Here is a 14,430-nt window from a genome sequence, read left to right as displayed (position 1 = left end):
GGTCAGAAGGGATACTGACGCGGCCGGTGCTGCAGGCTGATCCAGTGGTCCCGGGTGAATTCATCGATCGCCCAGTCGCCGTTGAAGCGCCCAAGGCCGGAGTTCTTCTCGCCACCGAAGGGCGCGTTGGCCTCGTCGTTCACCGGCACATCGTTGATGTGGGTCATGCCGGCGCGCACCTGCCGGGCGAAGTTCACCCCGCGCTCCAGGTTGCCGGTGAACACCGCGCTGGCCAGGCCGAATTCGCTGTCGTTGGCCAGCTCCAGGGCATGGGCTTCGTCCCGGGCGCGCAGCAGCCCCACCAGCGGGCCGAAGATTTCATTGCGCGCCAGGTCCATGTCGGCACGCACTTCGCCGTACACATGGGGCGCCAGCAGGTTGCCGTTCTGCCCGCCCTCGTACAGTGGCTCGGCGCCCTGCTCGCGGGCCAGGGCGATCTTGTCCTGCAGGCCCTGCAACTGGCGGGCGTTGATCACCGGGCCGATCACTGTGTCCAGCGATTGCGGATCCCCCACCTTGAGCTGCTTGACCCGGGCCACGAAGCGCTGGGCGAAGGCGTCATAGAGGCGCTCGTCGACGATGATGCGGTTGATCGCCATGCAGATCTGCCCCTGGTGCAGGAACTTGCCGAACACCGCGGCGTTCACCGCCTGTTCCAGGTCGGCATCGTCCAGTACCACGAACGGGCTGTTGCCCCCCAATTCAAGCGCCACGTGCTTGAGGTGCTCGCCGCCACTGGCGATGCGGCCGATGCCGCGCCCCACCGGGGTCGAGCCGGTGAAGGTGATCAGCGCCGGCACCGGGTGCTCGACAAAGGCATCGCCGATCTCGCTACCGGCCCCCACCACCACGCTGAACACCCCGGCGGGCAGGCCCGCTTCCTCGAAGATCCTGGCCAGCAGCAGGCCGCCGCACACCGGCGTATCGCTGGCGGGCTTGACCACCACCGCGTTGCCCAGGGCCAGGGCCGGGGCGATGGAGCGCTGGGTCAGGTGCAGCGGGAAGTTCCACGGGCTGATCACTCCGACCACCCCCAGGGCGCTGCGGTACACCCGGCTTTCCTTGCCCGGCACATCGGATTCGACAATCCGCCCGTGGACCCGCGCCGGGAAGGACGCCGCCTCCAGGGTGATGGCCCGCGCCGCGCCCCACTCGGCCAGGGCCTTGATCCGCGTGCTGCCGGATTCGCGAATGATCCAGTCGACAATTTCCTCCTGGCGCCGGTCGAAGATCGCCACCGCCTGGTGCAGCACCGCCGCGCGCTGGGACGGGCCCAGGGCCGCCCATTGCGGCTGCACCTGGGCGGCCTTGGCGTAGGCCGCGTCCAGGTCGCTGCGGTTGGCCTGGGCCAGTTCCAGCAGCTGTGCACCGTCGAATGGATTGCTCACCACCAGGGTCTTGCCGGAGGCGCCGGCGCGCCACTGTCCGGCGATGGGTTGCAGGTGCAGATCGCGATAGACCGCGTTGGAATCACTCATGGAAAATCTCCTCATGGAACAGCATTCATAAACCGATGTGTCACACAAAAGCCGGCGTATGCAGGAGCTGGCTTGCCAGCGAAGGCGCCCGCCAGCGCCACACAAGCCCCAAGGCCCTCTTCGCCGGCAAGCCGGCTCCTACGAGGCGGCGCGTTTTTCGATCAGGCGCAGCAGGCCCAGCAGGGTTTCGGTGTGGGGCACAGGCACCCCCGCCTGCCGCGCCCGCTCCAGCACCTGGCCATTGATGGAGCCGATCTCCGTGGGCCGCCCTGCCAGCACGTCCTGCAACATCGAAGGCTTGTGGGTGCGGTGATGGGCAATGGCGAACGCCACACTGTCCAGGCAGCCCTGGGCATCCAGTTCTATTCCCTGGGACCTGGCCACCGCCACCACCTCCAGCACAATGGACCGGGCCAGGGCCACGCCTTCCGGCGCTGCGTCCAGCTGGCCCACGGTGCAGCCGGTGGCGGCGCACAGGCTGTTCAAGGCGGCGTTGAAGGCCACCTTCTCCCAGATAGAGGTCCAGACCTGCGGGTCCACCGCACAGTTCAACCCGGCAGCGTCCAGCACCGCCGCCACCTCCTGGCTGGCGTTGCGCTCGCGGCTGCCTGGGGCCAGCACCCGCACCATGCCCTGGCCGTGGGAATGCACCTGCCCCGGCCCGACCATGTCGGCGGGCCAGTTGGTCATGCCGATCAGCACCTGCTGCGGGGCCACATGCCGGGACAGCGCCTCGGCATTGCCCAGGCCGTTCTGCAGGGTCAGTACGAGGGTGTGGCCGGCGATATGCCCGGCGACACTGCGCAAGGCACTGTCGGTGTGCAGGGTCTTGGTGAAGACCAGCAACAGGTCGGGGTGCCCCGTGGCCTGCTCCGGACGGCAGGCGTGCAGGCCGGTAATGCGCCGCTCGCCGCTGTCGGTGGCCAGCAGCAGGCCGTCGCTGCGGATCGCCGCAAGGTGCCCGTCGTTGATGTCCAGCAGGGTTACCTGCTGGCCGCTTTGCGCCAGCAGGCCGCCAAACAGCGAACCCATGGCGCCCGCGCCAAGAATGGTGATGTTCATCGAACCTCCTGTTTGAGTGGCCGGTTCATGCACCGAGCCGCGTTCATGACTGGCCCGGCAGGCGCCGGGGAATGTGCCGGCCCACGATCAGCAGCGCCAGCAGTGCCATGACCATCACCGACCCCAGCAGCGTGAGGTAGCCGTTGGCGCCGCCCTGGGTAATCACCAGGGCTCCGGCGAAGGCACTGAGGATCGCCCCCAGGCGCCCGAAGGCCAGGGCCGATGCGGTGCCGGTGGCGCGCACACTGGTGGGGTAGATAAAGGCGCACAGGGCAAACATGGTGGACTGCACGGCGTTGACGAACAGGCCGTGCACGCCGAAGCCGAAGATCAGCAGCCCGGTGTCCTGGTGGATGTCCACCACCTGCAACAGGAAGGCGCTGGCCGCGCCGCCGGCGCAGCAGATCAGCAGCGGCCAGAACGAACCCCAGCGAGTGATGGCCACCGCGCACACCAGTGCCCCGATCACCCCGCCCAGGTTGTAGGCGGTCAGCCCGGAACCGGCCACCGACAGCTCCAGGCCTTCGGACAGCAGCATGGTGGGCAGCCAGCTGAAGGCGCTGTAGACCGCGGTCAGGCACATGAAGAACGCCACCCAGAGGGCCAGGGTGTCACGCCCGTAGCCCAGGGCGAACAAGGCGCGGAAACCACCCTGCTTCTCGCTCTTCTGTTCCAGGGCATCGGTGTAGACCACCCCCGCCGCCATCGGCCGGCCCATGCGCCCGAGCAAGGTACCCAGCTCGTTCCAGCGCTGGGGCCGGCGCGCCAGAAAGCGCGGCGACTCCGGCAGCGTCGCCAGCAAGGCAAAGCCCAGGACGATGGGCAGGCTGCCGCCGATGAAAAACAGGGTGCGCCAGCCGTACAGCGGCAACACATGGGAGGCGAACAACCCCGCCAGCATCCCGCCCAGGGGCACGCAGACAATGGTGGCCGTCACCGCCAGGGTACGCCGCCGCGCCGGGGTGAACTCGGCCGTCACCGTGGTGGCGCTGGGCAGCGCACCACCGATGCCCAGCCCGGCGATAAAACGCAGGGCCGCCACCGCCAGCGCATTGGGCGCCAGGCCAATGGCGCAAGTGGCCGCACCGAACACGAAGACACTGGCAATGATCGCCATGCGCCGGCCGAACCGGTCGGCAAACAGACCGGCACAGGCACTGCCGATGCCCATGCCTATCAGCCCGGCCGCCACCGCCGGAGCGAACGCCTCGCGGGTGATGCCCCACTCCTTGATCATCAGCGGAATGGCAAAGCCGATCAGTTGGCCGTCGAAGCCGTCCATGACGATGGACAGCGCCGCCAGCAACACCACCAGCTTCTGCATGCCGGTGAAGGGGCCATGGTCGAGCAAGGTGCCGATGTCGGCGTGGGTGGAACCGGAACGCGCCGGCTGGGGCGCGTCATCTATCACAGCAGTGACCGAAGTCGTGTTCATAACCACCTCTTTTTATTCTTCTGGTGAGTCCGCAGGTTGCGGTTGGCAAGGCCGGGCTCGCGCCCGGCGACAAGGCAGCCCTCAGGGTTCGATGGTCAGGGTCGGCACCTCGATCAGTACCGGGCGGTCGCCTGCCAGGGCTTCACTCAGGGCCTGGGCGAACGCCTCGCGGGTGTTGGCCTGCACCGAGTGCACGCCATAGCCGCGCCCGATGGCGCAGAAGTCCAGGCCGGGCACGTCCAGGCCCGGGGCGTCGCTGACCTGCAGCACACCGGCGAACCAGCGCAGGGCGCCATAGGTGCCGTTCTTGAGGATGATGAACACCACCGGGATCTGGTACTGGGCGGCCGTCCACAGCGCGGTGATACCGTAGTTGGCCGAGCCGTCGCCAATGACTCCGATCACCCGCCGGTCCGGCCGGGCCAGTTGCACCCCCACCGCCGCTGGCAGGCCGAAGCCCAGGCCACCGGCGGCCGGGAAGTAGTAGCTGCCGGGTTCGCGCATTTCCACCCGCTGCCAGAAGGCGCCTACGGTGGAGGTGGACTCCTTGACGTAGATCGCGTCCTTGGGCGCCAGCTCATCGATCACGTCGAACACGGTTTCCGGGCGCAGCAGGCCGCCCAGCTCCTCGACCGGAGCAGCCGGCGGCAAGGCCTGGGGCTGCGGCCGGTCGCAATCCGGCAGCGCCCAGACCAGGGCCTGCAGGGTCTCGGCGATGTCCCCCACCAGCGCATCGCCCATGGGCGCACGCGCCGCTTCGCCGGGGTCGCAGGTGATGTGCAGCAGCTCGGTGCCCGCGGGCAGGTAGTCCCCCGGGGCGAACTGGTGATAGCGGAATACCGGGGCCCCCACCACCAGGATCAGGTCATGGTCCGCCAGGCAGCGGCTGATGCCGGCAATGGCTGCCGGCAGCACCCCGCGAAAGCTCGGGTGACGGGTGGGAAACGGGCAGCGCGAAGCGGACGGCGCGACCCAGGCCGGCATGCGCAGTTTCTCCGCCAGTTGCACGGCCAGGTGGTTGCTCTGGCTGCCATCCACATCCGGCCCCAGCACCAGCACCGGGTTGCGCGCTGCCGCCAGGCGCTGCACCAGCGAACGCAATTGCGCCGCCGAGGGCAGCCCGGCAGTGGCCACCTGGCGCCGGGCCAGATGCTCGACCCCGGCCGGCGCCGGGCGGGCCCAGTCGTCGTAGGGAATGGACAGGTACACCGGGCCCTTGGGCGCCTGGTTGGCCATGTGGATCGCCTGGCTCAGGGCCCGCGGCACGTCCTCGGCGCAGGCCGGCTCGGCGCTCCACTTGACCAGGGGCTTGGGCAGCTGCGGTGCATCGACGTTGGCCAGCATCGCCTCGACGCCGATCATCGAGCGCACCTGCTGGCCGGCGGTGATCACCAACGGGCTGTGGGAGTACCAGGCATTGGTCAGGGCGCCCATGCCATTGCCGGTGCCGGCCGCGGCGTGCAGGTTGACGAAGGCCGGCTGGCCGCTGGCCAGGGCGAAGCCGTCGGCCATGCCCACCACCGCGCCTTCATGCAGGCCGAGGATGTAGCGGAAGTCTTCGGGGAAGCCCTTGAGAAAGGGCAGCTCGTTGGAACCCGGATTGCCGAACACGGTGGTCAGGCCTTGTTGCCGCAGGATGTCGTAGGAGGCGCTATGGACGGTTTTCATATGGACCTTTGCCGCTGTTTTTTAGAATTTGAGTTACTCTTGCAGCCGCCACGAAATTGATCAAATCGATACTATCTCTATTAAAAATAAGACCCGTCTATATCCATGAGGCAGCATGAGCCACATCGATCTGAACCTGATCCGCACCTTCGTCACCCTCTACGAAGCCCGCAGCGTGACCCTGGCCGCCGAGCGCCTGTTCGTCACCCAGCCCTCGGTCAGCTACGGCCTGGCGCGGCTGCGCGAGCTGTTCGACGACGGCCTGTTCAGCCGCACCCGGGACGGCATCCAGCCCAGCCAGTTGGCCGATGAGCTGTACCCGGCCTTTCGCGAATCCCTGACGCGGATCGAGAACACCGTGCACAGCACCCGGCGCTTCGACCCGGCGACCACCGAACGGCGCTTTCGCATCGCCCTCTCCGACCTTGGCGAAATGGGCTTCCTGCCGCTGATCCTGGCGCGCCTGAACCAGCAGGCCCCCGAGGCCGAAGTCGAAGTCCTGCCGCTGCAGGTGGACCAGGCCGGCGAGTGGCTCAGCAGCGCCAAGGTCGACGCGCTGATCTGCCGCAAACCCTTGACCGGCACCCGCAGCCAGGTGCTGATCCGCGAGCGCTACGTGTGCCTGCTCAGCGACCGTCATCCGCGCATCGGCACCCAGCTGAGCCTGGAGCAGTTCCTCGCCGAGCGGCACATCGCCGTGACCCGCACCACCGGCCACGGCAGCGTCGAGGACGTGCTCAAGCAGATGGGCGCCCGGCGCCGCATCAGCCTGCACGTGCCGCACTTCTCGGTGCTGCCCAAAGTGCTGCCCGGCACCGACCTGCTGACCGTGCTGCCAGCGCAGATCGCCCGCCTGTTCACCCTCGAAGGCGGCCTGCGGCAACTGGAACTGCCGTTTTCCGTGGGGGAGTTCGAAGTCTCGCTGCACTGGCACCCCAACAGCGACAGCTCCGCCGCCCTGAGCTGGTTCCGCCAGGCCGTGGCCGCGGCGATCATCGACGGCCAGTGTTGAAACAGCGCCCGCACTTTGCCGGGCCGTGCTGACAACCGCCCATCCCTTGGGCGACCATGGCCGGCCTGGGCCACAACCAGGCACCTCTCTTGAAAGGACTCTGACCACCATGAGCACCCGCTCCCTGCCTTTAGTTTTCCTGACCATTTGCATCAGCTTGCTGCTGAGCGCCTGTGGCCCCAACGTGCGCTGGATGCACCCGGACCCGTCGAAGGAACTGCTGCTGCGCGCCATGACCGAGCTCAACGGTTTTCATGCCTACGGCTTCAGCGGTGAAGACAACAGCCTGATCAGCGCCGCCGAAGCCAGGGCGCTGCTGGAAGACAGCACCCGGATCACCGAGCGCACGCCGACCTTCATGTTCGTCGAGATCAAGGGCCGCACCCTGAGCATCGTCGGTTACTCCTCCACCTATCGCCCGCGCACCCAGGACTACACCACGCCGATGATCTTCAGCTATGTCGGCGAGCTGAAAAGCGCCCGCTATGCCCTGCCCCACATGGCGCCGAACATCGCCGACCTGAAGTTCACCTCGATCCCCGTGGAAAAGCTCAAGGTGGCGCTGCTGCCGCTGTCCAGCGGGCGCGTGAGCTATCCCGACTTCAATGGCAACCTGAACGTCGAATCGGTCAACGGGCGCTACACCCGGATCAGTGCCTTTACCCGCAAGGACCGGGACTCGATCTTTTAACCCCCACCCTGGCCACACTAGGCCAGGGCCGGCTGCGGTTGCGCCGATACCGGCCGCAGCAGCAACAGGCAAGCGGCCGCCAGCACGAAGACCACGGCAAACACTGCGTACAGGTGCAGCGGCTGCCAGCCGGCATCCAGCAACACCCCGGCCACCGTGGGCGAGACAATCGCGCCCATGCGCCCGATGCCGATCCCCCAACCGACCCCGGTGGCCCGTACCGAAGCGTCGTAGACCACCGGTGACAGGGCGTAGAGCCCGGCCACGCAGCCGTTGGCGAACAGCCCGATCAGCAGCCCCAGGCCCAGGGCCGCGGCAATCGAGGAGGCCGAGCCGACGAACAGCACCAGCAGCCCGGCGGTCACCAGCATGAACAGCGACAGCACCCGGGTCAGCGGCCAGCGCGAGGACAAGCCACCGACCAGCGCCGCGCCGAAGATCCCGCCGACACTCAGCAGCACCCCGCCGGTGATCCCCTGCTGCGCCGAGAGCCCGGCGGCCACCAGCAGTTTCGGGGTCCAGCTCATGACGAAGTAGAAACCGAACATCACCAGGAAAAACAGCAGCCAGATCAGCAGCGTGGTGCGCCGCATCGGCCCGGCGAACAGTTGGCCAAAACCGCTGCCGGCGCCCTGCTCGCGTACCGCTGCCGCGGGCATTTGCAGCAGTTGCGGATGGCCCAGGCGCCCGGCCAGGCGATTGATTCGCGCCAGGGCATCGGCCGGCCGCCGGGCCAGGAGAAAGTCCAGGGATTCGGGGAGCCAGAGCAGCACCAGGGGGATCACCAGCAAGGTGACGATGCCGCCGAACAGGAACACCGAGCGCCAGCCCCAATGAGTCAATAGCCACACCGCCAGCAGCCCGCCCAGGGTCGCGCCCAGGGCATAGCCGGTGGATTGCAGGCTGACCGCCAGGCCGCGCCAGCGGCGGCTGGAATACTCGGCGGCGATCACGTTGCTGCTGGCCAGGATGCCGCCGATGCCCAGGCCGGTCAGGCCGCGCAACAGCGCCAGTTGCAAAGGGCTCTGGCTGCCGGCCGAAAGCAGCATGCCGACACCCGACAGCAGCAGGCAGAACAGGATCAGCGGCCGGCGCCCGAAGCGGTCGGCCCAGGGCGCGATAAACAGCGAACCGGCGGCCATGCCGAACAGACCGGCACTGAGCAGCAGACCGATCTGCGCCCCGTTGAGTTGCCACTCGGCGGACACCGAAGCGGCGGTGAAGGCCATCACCAGCACATCGAAGCCGTCGATCATGTTGAGGACGATGCAGATACCGATCGCCAGGCACTGGAAGGAGCCCATCGGGCCTTGGTCGACCCGTTGCTTGAGATCGTGGTTCATGGCCGTCCTCCCATGCTCGGGCTGGACGCGCAAAGCGCGGGGACGGACAGGCACACAGGCAGGTGGCACGCAGGACCGAGAACGGCCCGTGCCCTTGGGAGAACGCGCATGACGAAACCCTTTTCTTGTAATTGTTATGCGGGGACGGCCAGGAAGGTTCCTGCCATCGCCAGGGGCCTAATCAATCAATTAATGGATCCACAAACAATAGAGAGACACGCGAATAGTGCTTTTTATGGGCGATTATCGCGCACTATCGACTTTTCACGCTGTAAACGATGAAGCCTTTAGATAATGGCTTTATTTTTGGATCCATTAGCATGGATCAACTGTTTGTGAGTGGCTGGCTGGGGCAGGCAGGCGCTGCGCCTTCTGTCGCCACCTGCAGCAGCGGCGACGGAGATCGGATCCCCAGGGGATCCGATCAGTAGGCTGGGCCCGGGTTGCGGCATCGCTTCAGAGGCTCAGGCAGATTTTCCCCAGGTGCGCGCCCGAGGCTTCATGGGCGAAGGCCTTGGCGATATCCGCCAGGGGGAAGGTGCTGTCGATGATCGGCTTGATGCCGGTGGCTTCCAGGCCCCGGACCATTTCGATCTGCTGCTGGCGGCTGCCGACGATCAGCCCCTGCAGGCGCTGTTGCCTGGCCATCAGCGCCGCGGTCGGCACCGGTCCGGCCCAGCCGGTGAGCACGCCGATCAGGGCGATGTGCCCGCCAATGCGGCACGCGTTGATCGACTGCGGCAAGGTGCCCGGGCCACCGACTTCCACCACGTGATCGACGCCGCGGCCGCCGGTGAGCTCGAGCACTTCAGCGCCCCACTCGGGGTGGGTACGGTAGTTGAGGGTATGGTCGGCCCCCAGCTCGCGCACCTTGGCCAGCTTGGCGTCCGAGGAGGAGGTGGCGATCACCGTGGCGCCCATGGCCTTGGCCAGTTGCAGGGCGAAGATCGACACCCCGCCGGTGCCCAGCACCAGCACGGTTTCCCCGGCCTTGAGCGCGCCGTCCACCACCAGTGCGCGCCAGGCAGTCAGGCCGGCGGTGGTCAGGGTCGCCGCCTCGGCATGGCTGTAGCCCTTGGGCGCATGGGTGAACCAGTGGCTGGGCTGGATCACCACTTCACGGGCGTAACCGTCGACGCCATCGCCCGGGGTGGTGCTGAAATCGGCGATCGCCGGGCCGCCATCGTGCCAATGGGGAAAGAAGCAGGACACCACCGCATCGCCCACCTTGAACTCGCTGACGCCCTCGCCCACCGCTTCCACGACCCCGGCGCCATCGGCCATGGGAATCCGCCCGTCGGCGGTAGGCAGCGCGCCGGTCACCACGGCGTAATCGTGGAAGTTCAAGGAACAGGCATGGATACGCACGCGGATCTGCCCGGCGCCGGGCTGGCCGGGGTCTGCCAGCTCCACGCGCTTCAGGTTGTCCAGGGATGCCGGCAGGCTGAGCTTGATGGCTTGCATGGGATGCTTCTCCACAGATCGATAATCATCAGGGGGCTAACCCTACCACCAGTACCGGCTATCTGTAGCCGCTGCACAAGGCTGCGAACGGCTTGGGCGGCATTCCGACGCAGCAGACGCAGGTTTTCAGGGCCGCCAAAGGCTCGGCTCGGGACCGCCAGGCAAGGCCCTGCGGGCCTTTGCGCAGCTTCGCAGGCTCAGCAGCGGCTACAGCGCTCAGCGGATTGTGTCGCGCTGCGCCACCCTTGCTCGCACAAAACACTGCTCGGTCACTGGCGCGCCCCATTGCTCGCCCTCTTGCTCCTGCACCAGCACAAAGCCCTGTTCCTCATACAACGCGCGCGCCGCATCCAGGCCCTTGAAGGTCCACAGCCGGGTGGCGGCAAAACCCCACTGGTCACAAAAGCCCAGGGCCTCGACCAGCAGCCGCCGGCCCAGCCCCTGGCCGCGGGCGGCCTCATCGAGAATGAAGCAACGCAGGAGCGCCTCGCCGCCCTCGCCCTCCCCATCAATGGCGATGGAACCGACAATCCGTTCCCCCTGCAGCGCCACCCAGACTTCATTGCGCGGGTTGTGCAAACGCCCCATCAATTCGGCCATGTCCCGCGCCACCAGGCTTTCGAAAGGCTGGCCGAAACCCGCCAGATCCGCGTAGTAACGGGCGTGCATTTCGGCGATGCGGCCAATCACTCCGGGCCGGTAGCCACGGGCGATGGAGCAGCGCTCCGGCTGTTCGGGCACGTCTCCCAGCCGCACCGCACGCAATGCCCGGGCGTAGTCGGCGATGCCCGCACAGGCGCTGCGCTGCTGTGCCGGGCTCAGGTGGGCCAGGGCCGCGGCCACCTGGGCCTGGGCGAAACGGTCGATGCCGGCCAGGGTCTGGCGCCCCCGGGCGCTGAGCTGCAGCTTCTTAGAGCGGGCGTCCTGGTCATGGGCCTGCTCGCTGATCTCGCCGGCGTCCACCAGCTTGCGCACCAGGCGGCTGACGCTGGATTTCTCCAGGCCCAGCAGGGTCACCAGGTCACCGGCGGTCAGGGCATTGCCCTGGCCGATCTCCAGCAGTGCGTGCACCGCCGAGGGCGGGTAGTCGGTGGCGGCCAGGGTGGCCTGCATGAAGCCCAGCTCGCGGACCATCTGCCGGGAGGCCTGGCGCAGTTGCGGGATGAGTTCGGAAGATTCGACGGGCATGGCGCAGCACCTCGACAGGGACCGATTTAGTTGTACCATGCAACCATATAGCCTACCCATCGCCTGTTTCAATCACTACTTGCGCCACGCCTGTGAAACATCGGCTAACCCATCCCTGCTGCCGCTGCGCCGAAATGTCTACAGCCGTACCGGCACATCTGTTAAAACGCGTTTTCGACTGTCCTGCGGTGAAGCCTTCCATGTCCCCAACCCTGCCCCAGCGCCTGCGCCGTCGCTGGTTTTCCCTGCTGTGCATGGCCGCGCTGGTGGTCGGCCTGCCGGTGAGCTGCGCGGTGCTCGAACACAAGGAACGCCAACTGGTGTTTCGCATCGAGCCCGGCACCGCCGGCTGGTATCGCGGCCTGCCGAGCACGGTGCAGGAATTCGAACTCAAGCCGAAAAGCTTCAAGGCCGGGCAGAACATCCACGCCTGGTGGTGGCCGGCGCAACGCGCCGATGCCCCGGCGATCCTCTACCTGCACGGGGTCCGCTGGAACCTCACTGGCCAGCTGTTTCGCATCGAGCAGTTGCATGCCCTGGGTTACTCGGTGCTGGCCATCGACTACCGCGGCTTTGGCCAGAGCCACGGCGACCTGCCCTCGGAAAGCAGCGTGTATGAAGACGCGCGCATCGCCTGGGAGCGGCTCAAGGTCTTGCAGCCCGACGCCAGCAAGCGCCTGATCTACGGCCATTCCCTGGGCGGCGCGGTGGCCATCGACCTGGCCGCCGAACTGGGACGCCAGGCCGCCAGCGCCAAGGCGCCGACCGCCGCTCGCGGGCTGATCGTCGAATCCACCTTCACTACCCTGGCCGACGCTGCCGCGGCGGTGACCAAGACCTCCCTGCCGGTGCGCTGGGTGATGTCGCAGAAGTTCGACTCCATCGACAAGATCCGCGAGATCGGCATGCCGCTGCTGGTGGTGCACGGCCTGAAGGACGACTACGTGCCGCCGCGCCTGAGCAAGGAATTGTTCCAGGCCGCCCTGGAGCCGAAGAAACTGCTGCTGGTGCCCGGCGGCACCCACAACAACAGCATGAGCCTGGCGGGCAAGGGCTACGGCCAGGCCATCAACGCCCTGCTGCGGGCCAAGCCCGGCCACAACCTCGCCGGCCCGACAGCCAACGCCATCCCCACCAGCTGACGCGAGCTTGCGTAGGTGCTGGCTTGCCAGCGAAGAGGCCCACATGAGCGCCCCATTGCTTCGCCATGAACCTCGTCCGCTGGCCGCTGCGCGGTTCGCTGGCAAGCCGGCTCCTACAGGTGCACACCGTTCATCCGTAGGAGCTGGCTTGCCTGCGAAGAGGTCCGCACGAGGGCTACGAGGCGCTCTGGCCGCCGCTCGCTGCCACGCTCGGCGCGGCCGGTGGCGGGCGCAGGGCTTCGCCGATGGTGCGCAACTTCAGGCAGGTTTCCTGGTATTCGCTCGCCGGGTCCGACTCGCCGACGATGCCGCAACCGGCAAACAGGTGCGCCTGGTTGCCGCGGATCAGGGCGGAACGCAAGGCCACGGCAAACTCGCCATCGCCCTCGGCGTTCAGCCAGCCCACCGGGGCGGCGTACCAGCCGCGGTCCAGTTGCTCATGCTCGCGGATATAGCCCAGGGCCTTGCCCCGAGGCAGGCCGCCCACCGCCGGGGTCGGGTGCAGGGCATCCACCACTTGCAGCAGATCGACCTGGGGCCGCAACCGCCCCAGCACCGGGGTCAGCAGGTGCTGGACGTGGGCCAGGCGGTGCAGTTGCGGCTGCGGGGGAATCTCCAGCATCGCGCAGTAGGGCTGCAGGGCTTCGCGCAGGGTCTGCACCACCAGGGCGTGTTCATGGCGGTCCTTGGCGCTGTCCATCAGGGCCTGGCCCAGTTCCGCGTCCTGCTGCTCATGCTGGCCGCGCGCGCAGGTGCCCGCCAGGGCCACGGTGTTGAGGGTGCCGCGGGCCAGGCGTACCAGGCGTTCCGGCGTGGCGCCGAGAAAGCAGCTGTCGCCACGGCTGAAGGCGAACAGGAAGGCCTGGGGATAGGCCGCCCTGAGGTTTTCCAGCAGCGGCCCGCAAGGAATGCTGCGGCTCGCCCGCAGGCAGACTTCCCGGGCCAGTACTACCTTGCTCAGCTCGCCGCCCTGGATTCGCGCGATGGCTCGGGCCACGCAGTCCTGCCAGCGGCCGGCGGCCTGGGTGTCGTCCTCGGCCTGGGTGCCAACGGGCATCTGTGCCAAGGGGGCGTGGGTATAGCGCGCCTGCAACAGGGCCCACTCCGCCTCCAGGGCACTGGCGCACTGGGCCACGTCGGCGCCGGGCTCGACCCACAGGCTGAACAGCCAGTGCTGCTGCTCGCCTTCGCGCAGCAGCAGGATCCGCGGCAGCACCAGGGACGTGGCGGCGAACGACTGCCACTGGGCACTGCGCGGGCCCTGGGGGTCGAAGGCAAAGCCGCCGCACAGGTAGGCCCGCTTGGGCCCGACCTGATGGGCCTGCAGCAGCAACTGGCGCCAGGCCTGGGTACTGGCGGCAAAACGCTCGGCGGCCGGCGGGCTGATTTCTTCGGTGCAGCCGAACCCGGCCAGGGCCAGGGCGCCCTGGTCGCTGGACCAGAACAGGCTCTGGCCGAACACCTGGCGGTTGGCGGCAAACAGCCGCAGCGGCTCCAGGCGCTCGGCGGCCAGGCTGTACACCACCAGCACCGCCCGACCTCTGCGCCGGGCCAGGGATTCGCCCTTGCGCAGGGCCCAGGTCAAGCCGGACAGGCAGGATTCACTCATCTTGGGCTCCTTGATCCAGCCCGTGCTGACGGCGCCAGTGGCGCACTTGCTGGGCAATGTTCCAGTGGATGATCTGGGCAAACAGCGGCACCACGAACATCGGGTCCAGGCTCGCCTGCTCGGCCCATTGCCGACGTTGCGGGAGCATCGCCGCAACCCGCTCCGGGGCGGCGATGCTGTCCTCGGTCGGCTTGAACTGCGCCGCCGCCTTGACGTAGGCCAGGCGCCGGCCCAGGGCCTGGATGATCTGCTGGTCCATGGCGTCGATACCGCAGCGGACGTCGTCCAGGCCGCTGCACTGCTCGGGTGTCTTCATGTCGGGGTCTACCAAGGGAAAA

The 14,430-nt window shown here is 67.6% G+C and carries 12 protein-coding genes; 3 read left to right on the top strand and 9 right to left on the bottom strand.

Annotated elements, in window-relative coordinates; translation table 11 throughout:
* Nucleotides 1-2: 2 nt before the first annotated feature.
* The 4 genes from AC1RCO_RS03305 to mdlC all read right to left on the bottom strand — a co-directional run bounded on the left by AC1RCO_RS03305 (nucleotide 3) and on the right by mdlC (nucleotide 5,643).
* Nucleotides 3-1,478 carry an aldehyde dehydrogenase family protein gene (locus AC1RCO_RS03305; protein ID WP_011061755.1) on the bottom strand — a complete coding sequence of 492 codons (1,476 nt, stop codon included), beginning with the start codon at nucleotides 1,476-1,478 and terminating at the stop codon, nucleotides 3-5.
* A gap of 138 nt (nucleotides 1,479-1,616) precedes the next feature.
* Nucleotides 1,617-2,540 (bottom strand): ketopantoate reductase family protein, encoded by a 924-nt coding sequence (locus AC1RCO_RS03300; protein ID WP_041118691.1) that lies wholly within the window; start codon nucleotides 2,538-2,540, stop codon nucleotides 1,617-1,619.
* A 43-nt stretch (nucleotides 2,541-2,583) separates the two neighbouring features.
* The gene (locus tag AC1RCO_RS03295; RefSeq protein WP_015635941.1) at nucleotides 2,584-3,975 is read right to left on the bottom strand and encodes an MFS transporter; all 1,392 of its coding nucleotides are present in this window, start codon (nucleotides 3,973-3,975) and stop codon (nucleotides 2,584-2,586) included.
* 81 nt (nucleotides 3,976-4,056) lie between these two features.
* Nucleotides 4,057-5,643 (bottom strand): benzoylformate decarboxylase, encoded by a 1,587-nt coding sequence (gene mdlC / locus AC1RCO_RS03290; protein WP_125063016.1) that lies wholly within the window; start codon nucleotides 5,641-5,643, stop codon nucleotides 4,057-4,059.
* A gap of 115 nt (nucleotides 5,644-5,758) precedes the next feature.
* On the opposite strand from mdlC, the gene AC1RCO_RS03285 reads away from it, so the two are divergent.
* Nucleotides 5,759-6,655, top strand: a complete 897-nt coding sequence (locus AC1RCO_RS03285) for a LysR family transcriptional regulator (protein ID WP_401154099.1) — start codon at nucleotides 5,759-5,761, stop codon at nucleotides 6,653-6,655.
* A 109-nt stretch (nucleotides 6,656-6,764) separates the two neighbouring features.
* A complete protein-coding gene (locus AC1RCO_RS03280; protein ID WP_401154097.1) occupies nucleotides 6,765-7,346 on the top strand; it encodes a hypothetical protein in 582 nt (193 codons plus the stop codon).
* 17 nt (nucleotides 7,347-7,363) lie between these two features.
* On the opposite strand, the gene AC1RCO_RS03275 is transcribed toward AC1RCO_RS03280, so the two are convergent.
* The 3 genes from AC1RCO_RS03275 to AC1RCO_RS03265 form a co-directional block, all read right to left on the bottom strand.
* The gene (locus tag AC1RCO_RS03275) at nucleotides 7,364-8,689 is read right to left on the bottom strand and encodes an MFS transporter (protein WP_072441488.1); all 1,326 of its coding nucleotides are present in this window, start codon (nucleotides 8,687-8,689) and stop codon (nucleotides 7,364-7,366) included.
* Between the two features lie 456 nt (nucleotides 8,690-9,145).
* Entirely contained in the window at nucleotides 9,146-10,153 is a 1,008-nt protein-coding gene (locus tag AC1RCO_RS03270; RefSeq protein WP_492617385.1) for a zinc-dependent alcohol dehydrogenase family protein, read from the bottom strand.
* Between the two features lie 216 nt (nucleotides 10,154-10,369).
* Nucleotides 10,370-11,341, bottom strand: coding sequence for a bifunctional helix-turn-helix transcriptional regulator/GNAT family N-acetyltransferase (locus tag AC1RCO_RS03265; RefSeq protein WP_492617384.1), 972 nt, complete (start codon nucleotides 11,339-11,341; stop codon nucleotides 10,370-10,372).
* Nucleotides 11,342-11,541: 200 nt separating this feature from the next.
* On the opposite strand from AC1RCO_RS03265, the gene AC1RCO_RS03260 reads away from it, so the two are divergent.
* The gene (locus tag AC1RCO_RS03260; protein ID WP_047287379.1) at nucleotides 11,542-12,483 is read left to right on the top strand and encodes an alpha/beta hydrolase; all 942 of its coding nucleotides are present in this window, start codon (nucleotides 11,542-11,544) and stop codon (nucleotides 12,481-12,483) included.
* Between the two features lie 175 nt (nucleotides 12,484-12,658).
* Here the strand turns inward: AC1RCO_RS03260 and AC1RCO_RS03255 are convergent, their stop codons facing one another.
* Both AC1RCO_RS03255 and AC1RCO_RS03250 read right to left on the bottom strand, forming a co-directional pair.
* Nucleotides 12,659-14,092, bottom strand: coding sequence for an isochorismate synthase (locus tag AC1RCO_RS03255; protein WP_492617383.1), 1,434 nt, complete (start codon nucleotides 14,090-14,092; stop codon nucleotides 12,659-12,661).
* Entirely contained in the window at nucleotides 14,085-14,408 is a 324-nt protein-coding gene (locus AC1RCO_RS03250) for an isochorismate lyase (protein ID WP_026020138.1), read from the bottom strand. Before AC1RCO_RS03250 ends, AC1RCO_RS03255 begins: the two co-directional genes overlap by 8 nt.
* Between the last annotated feature and the right edge of the window lie 22 nt (nucleotides 14,409-14,430).

It is taken from the genome of Pseudomonas sp. GW823-FHT03E05 (genome assembly GCF_058796855.1).
Note: the sequence above shows the minus strand (reverse complement) of the source record. Positions and strands in the feature narration are given on the sequence as shown.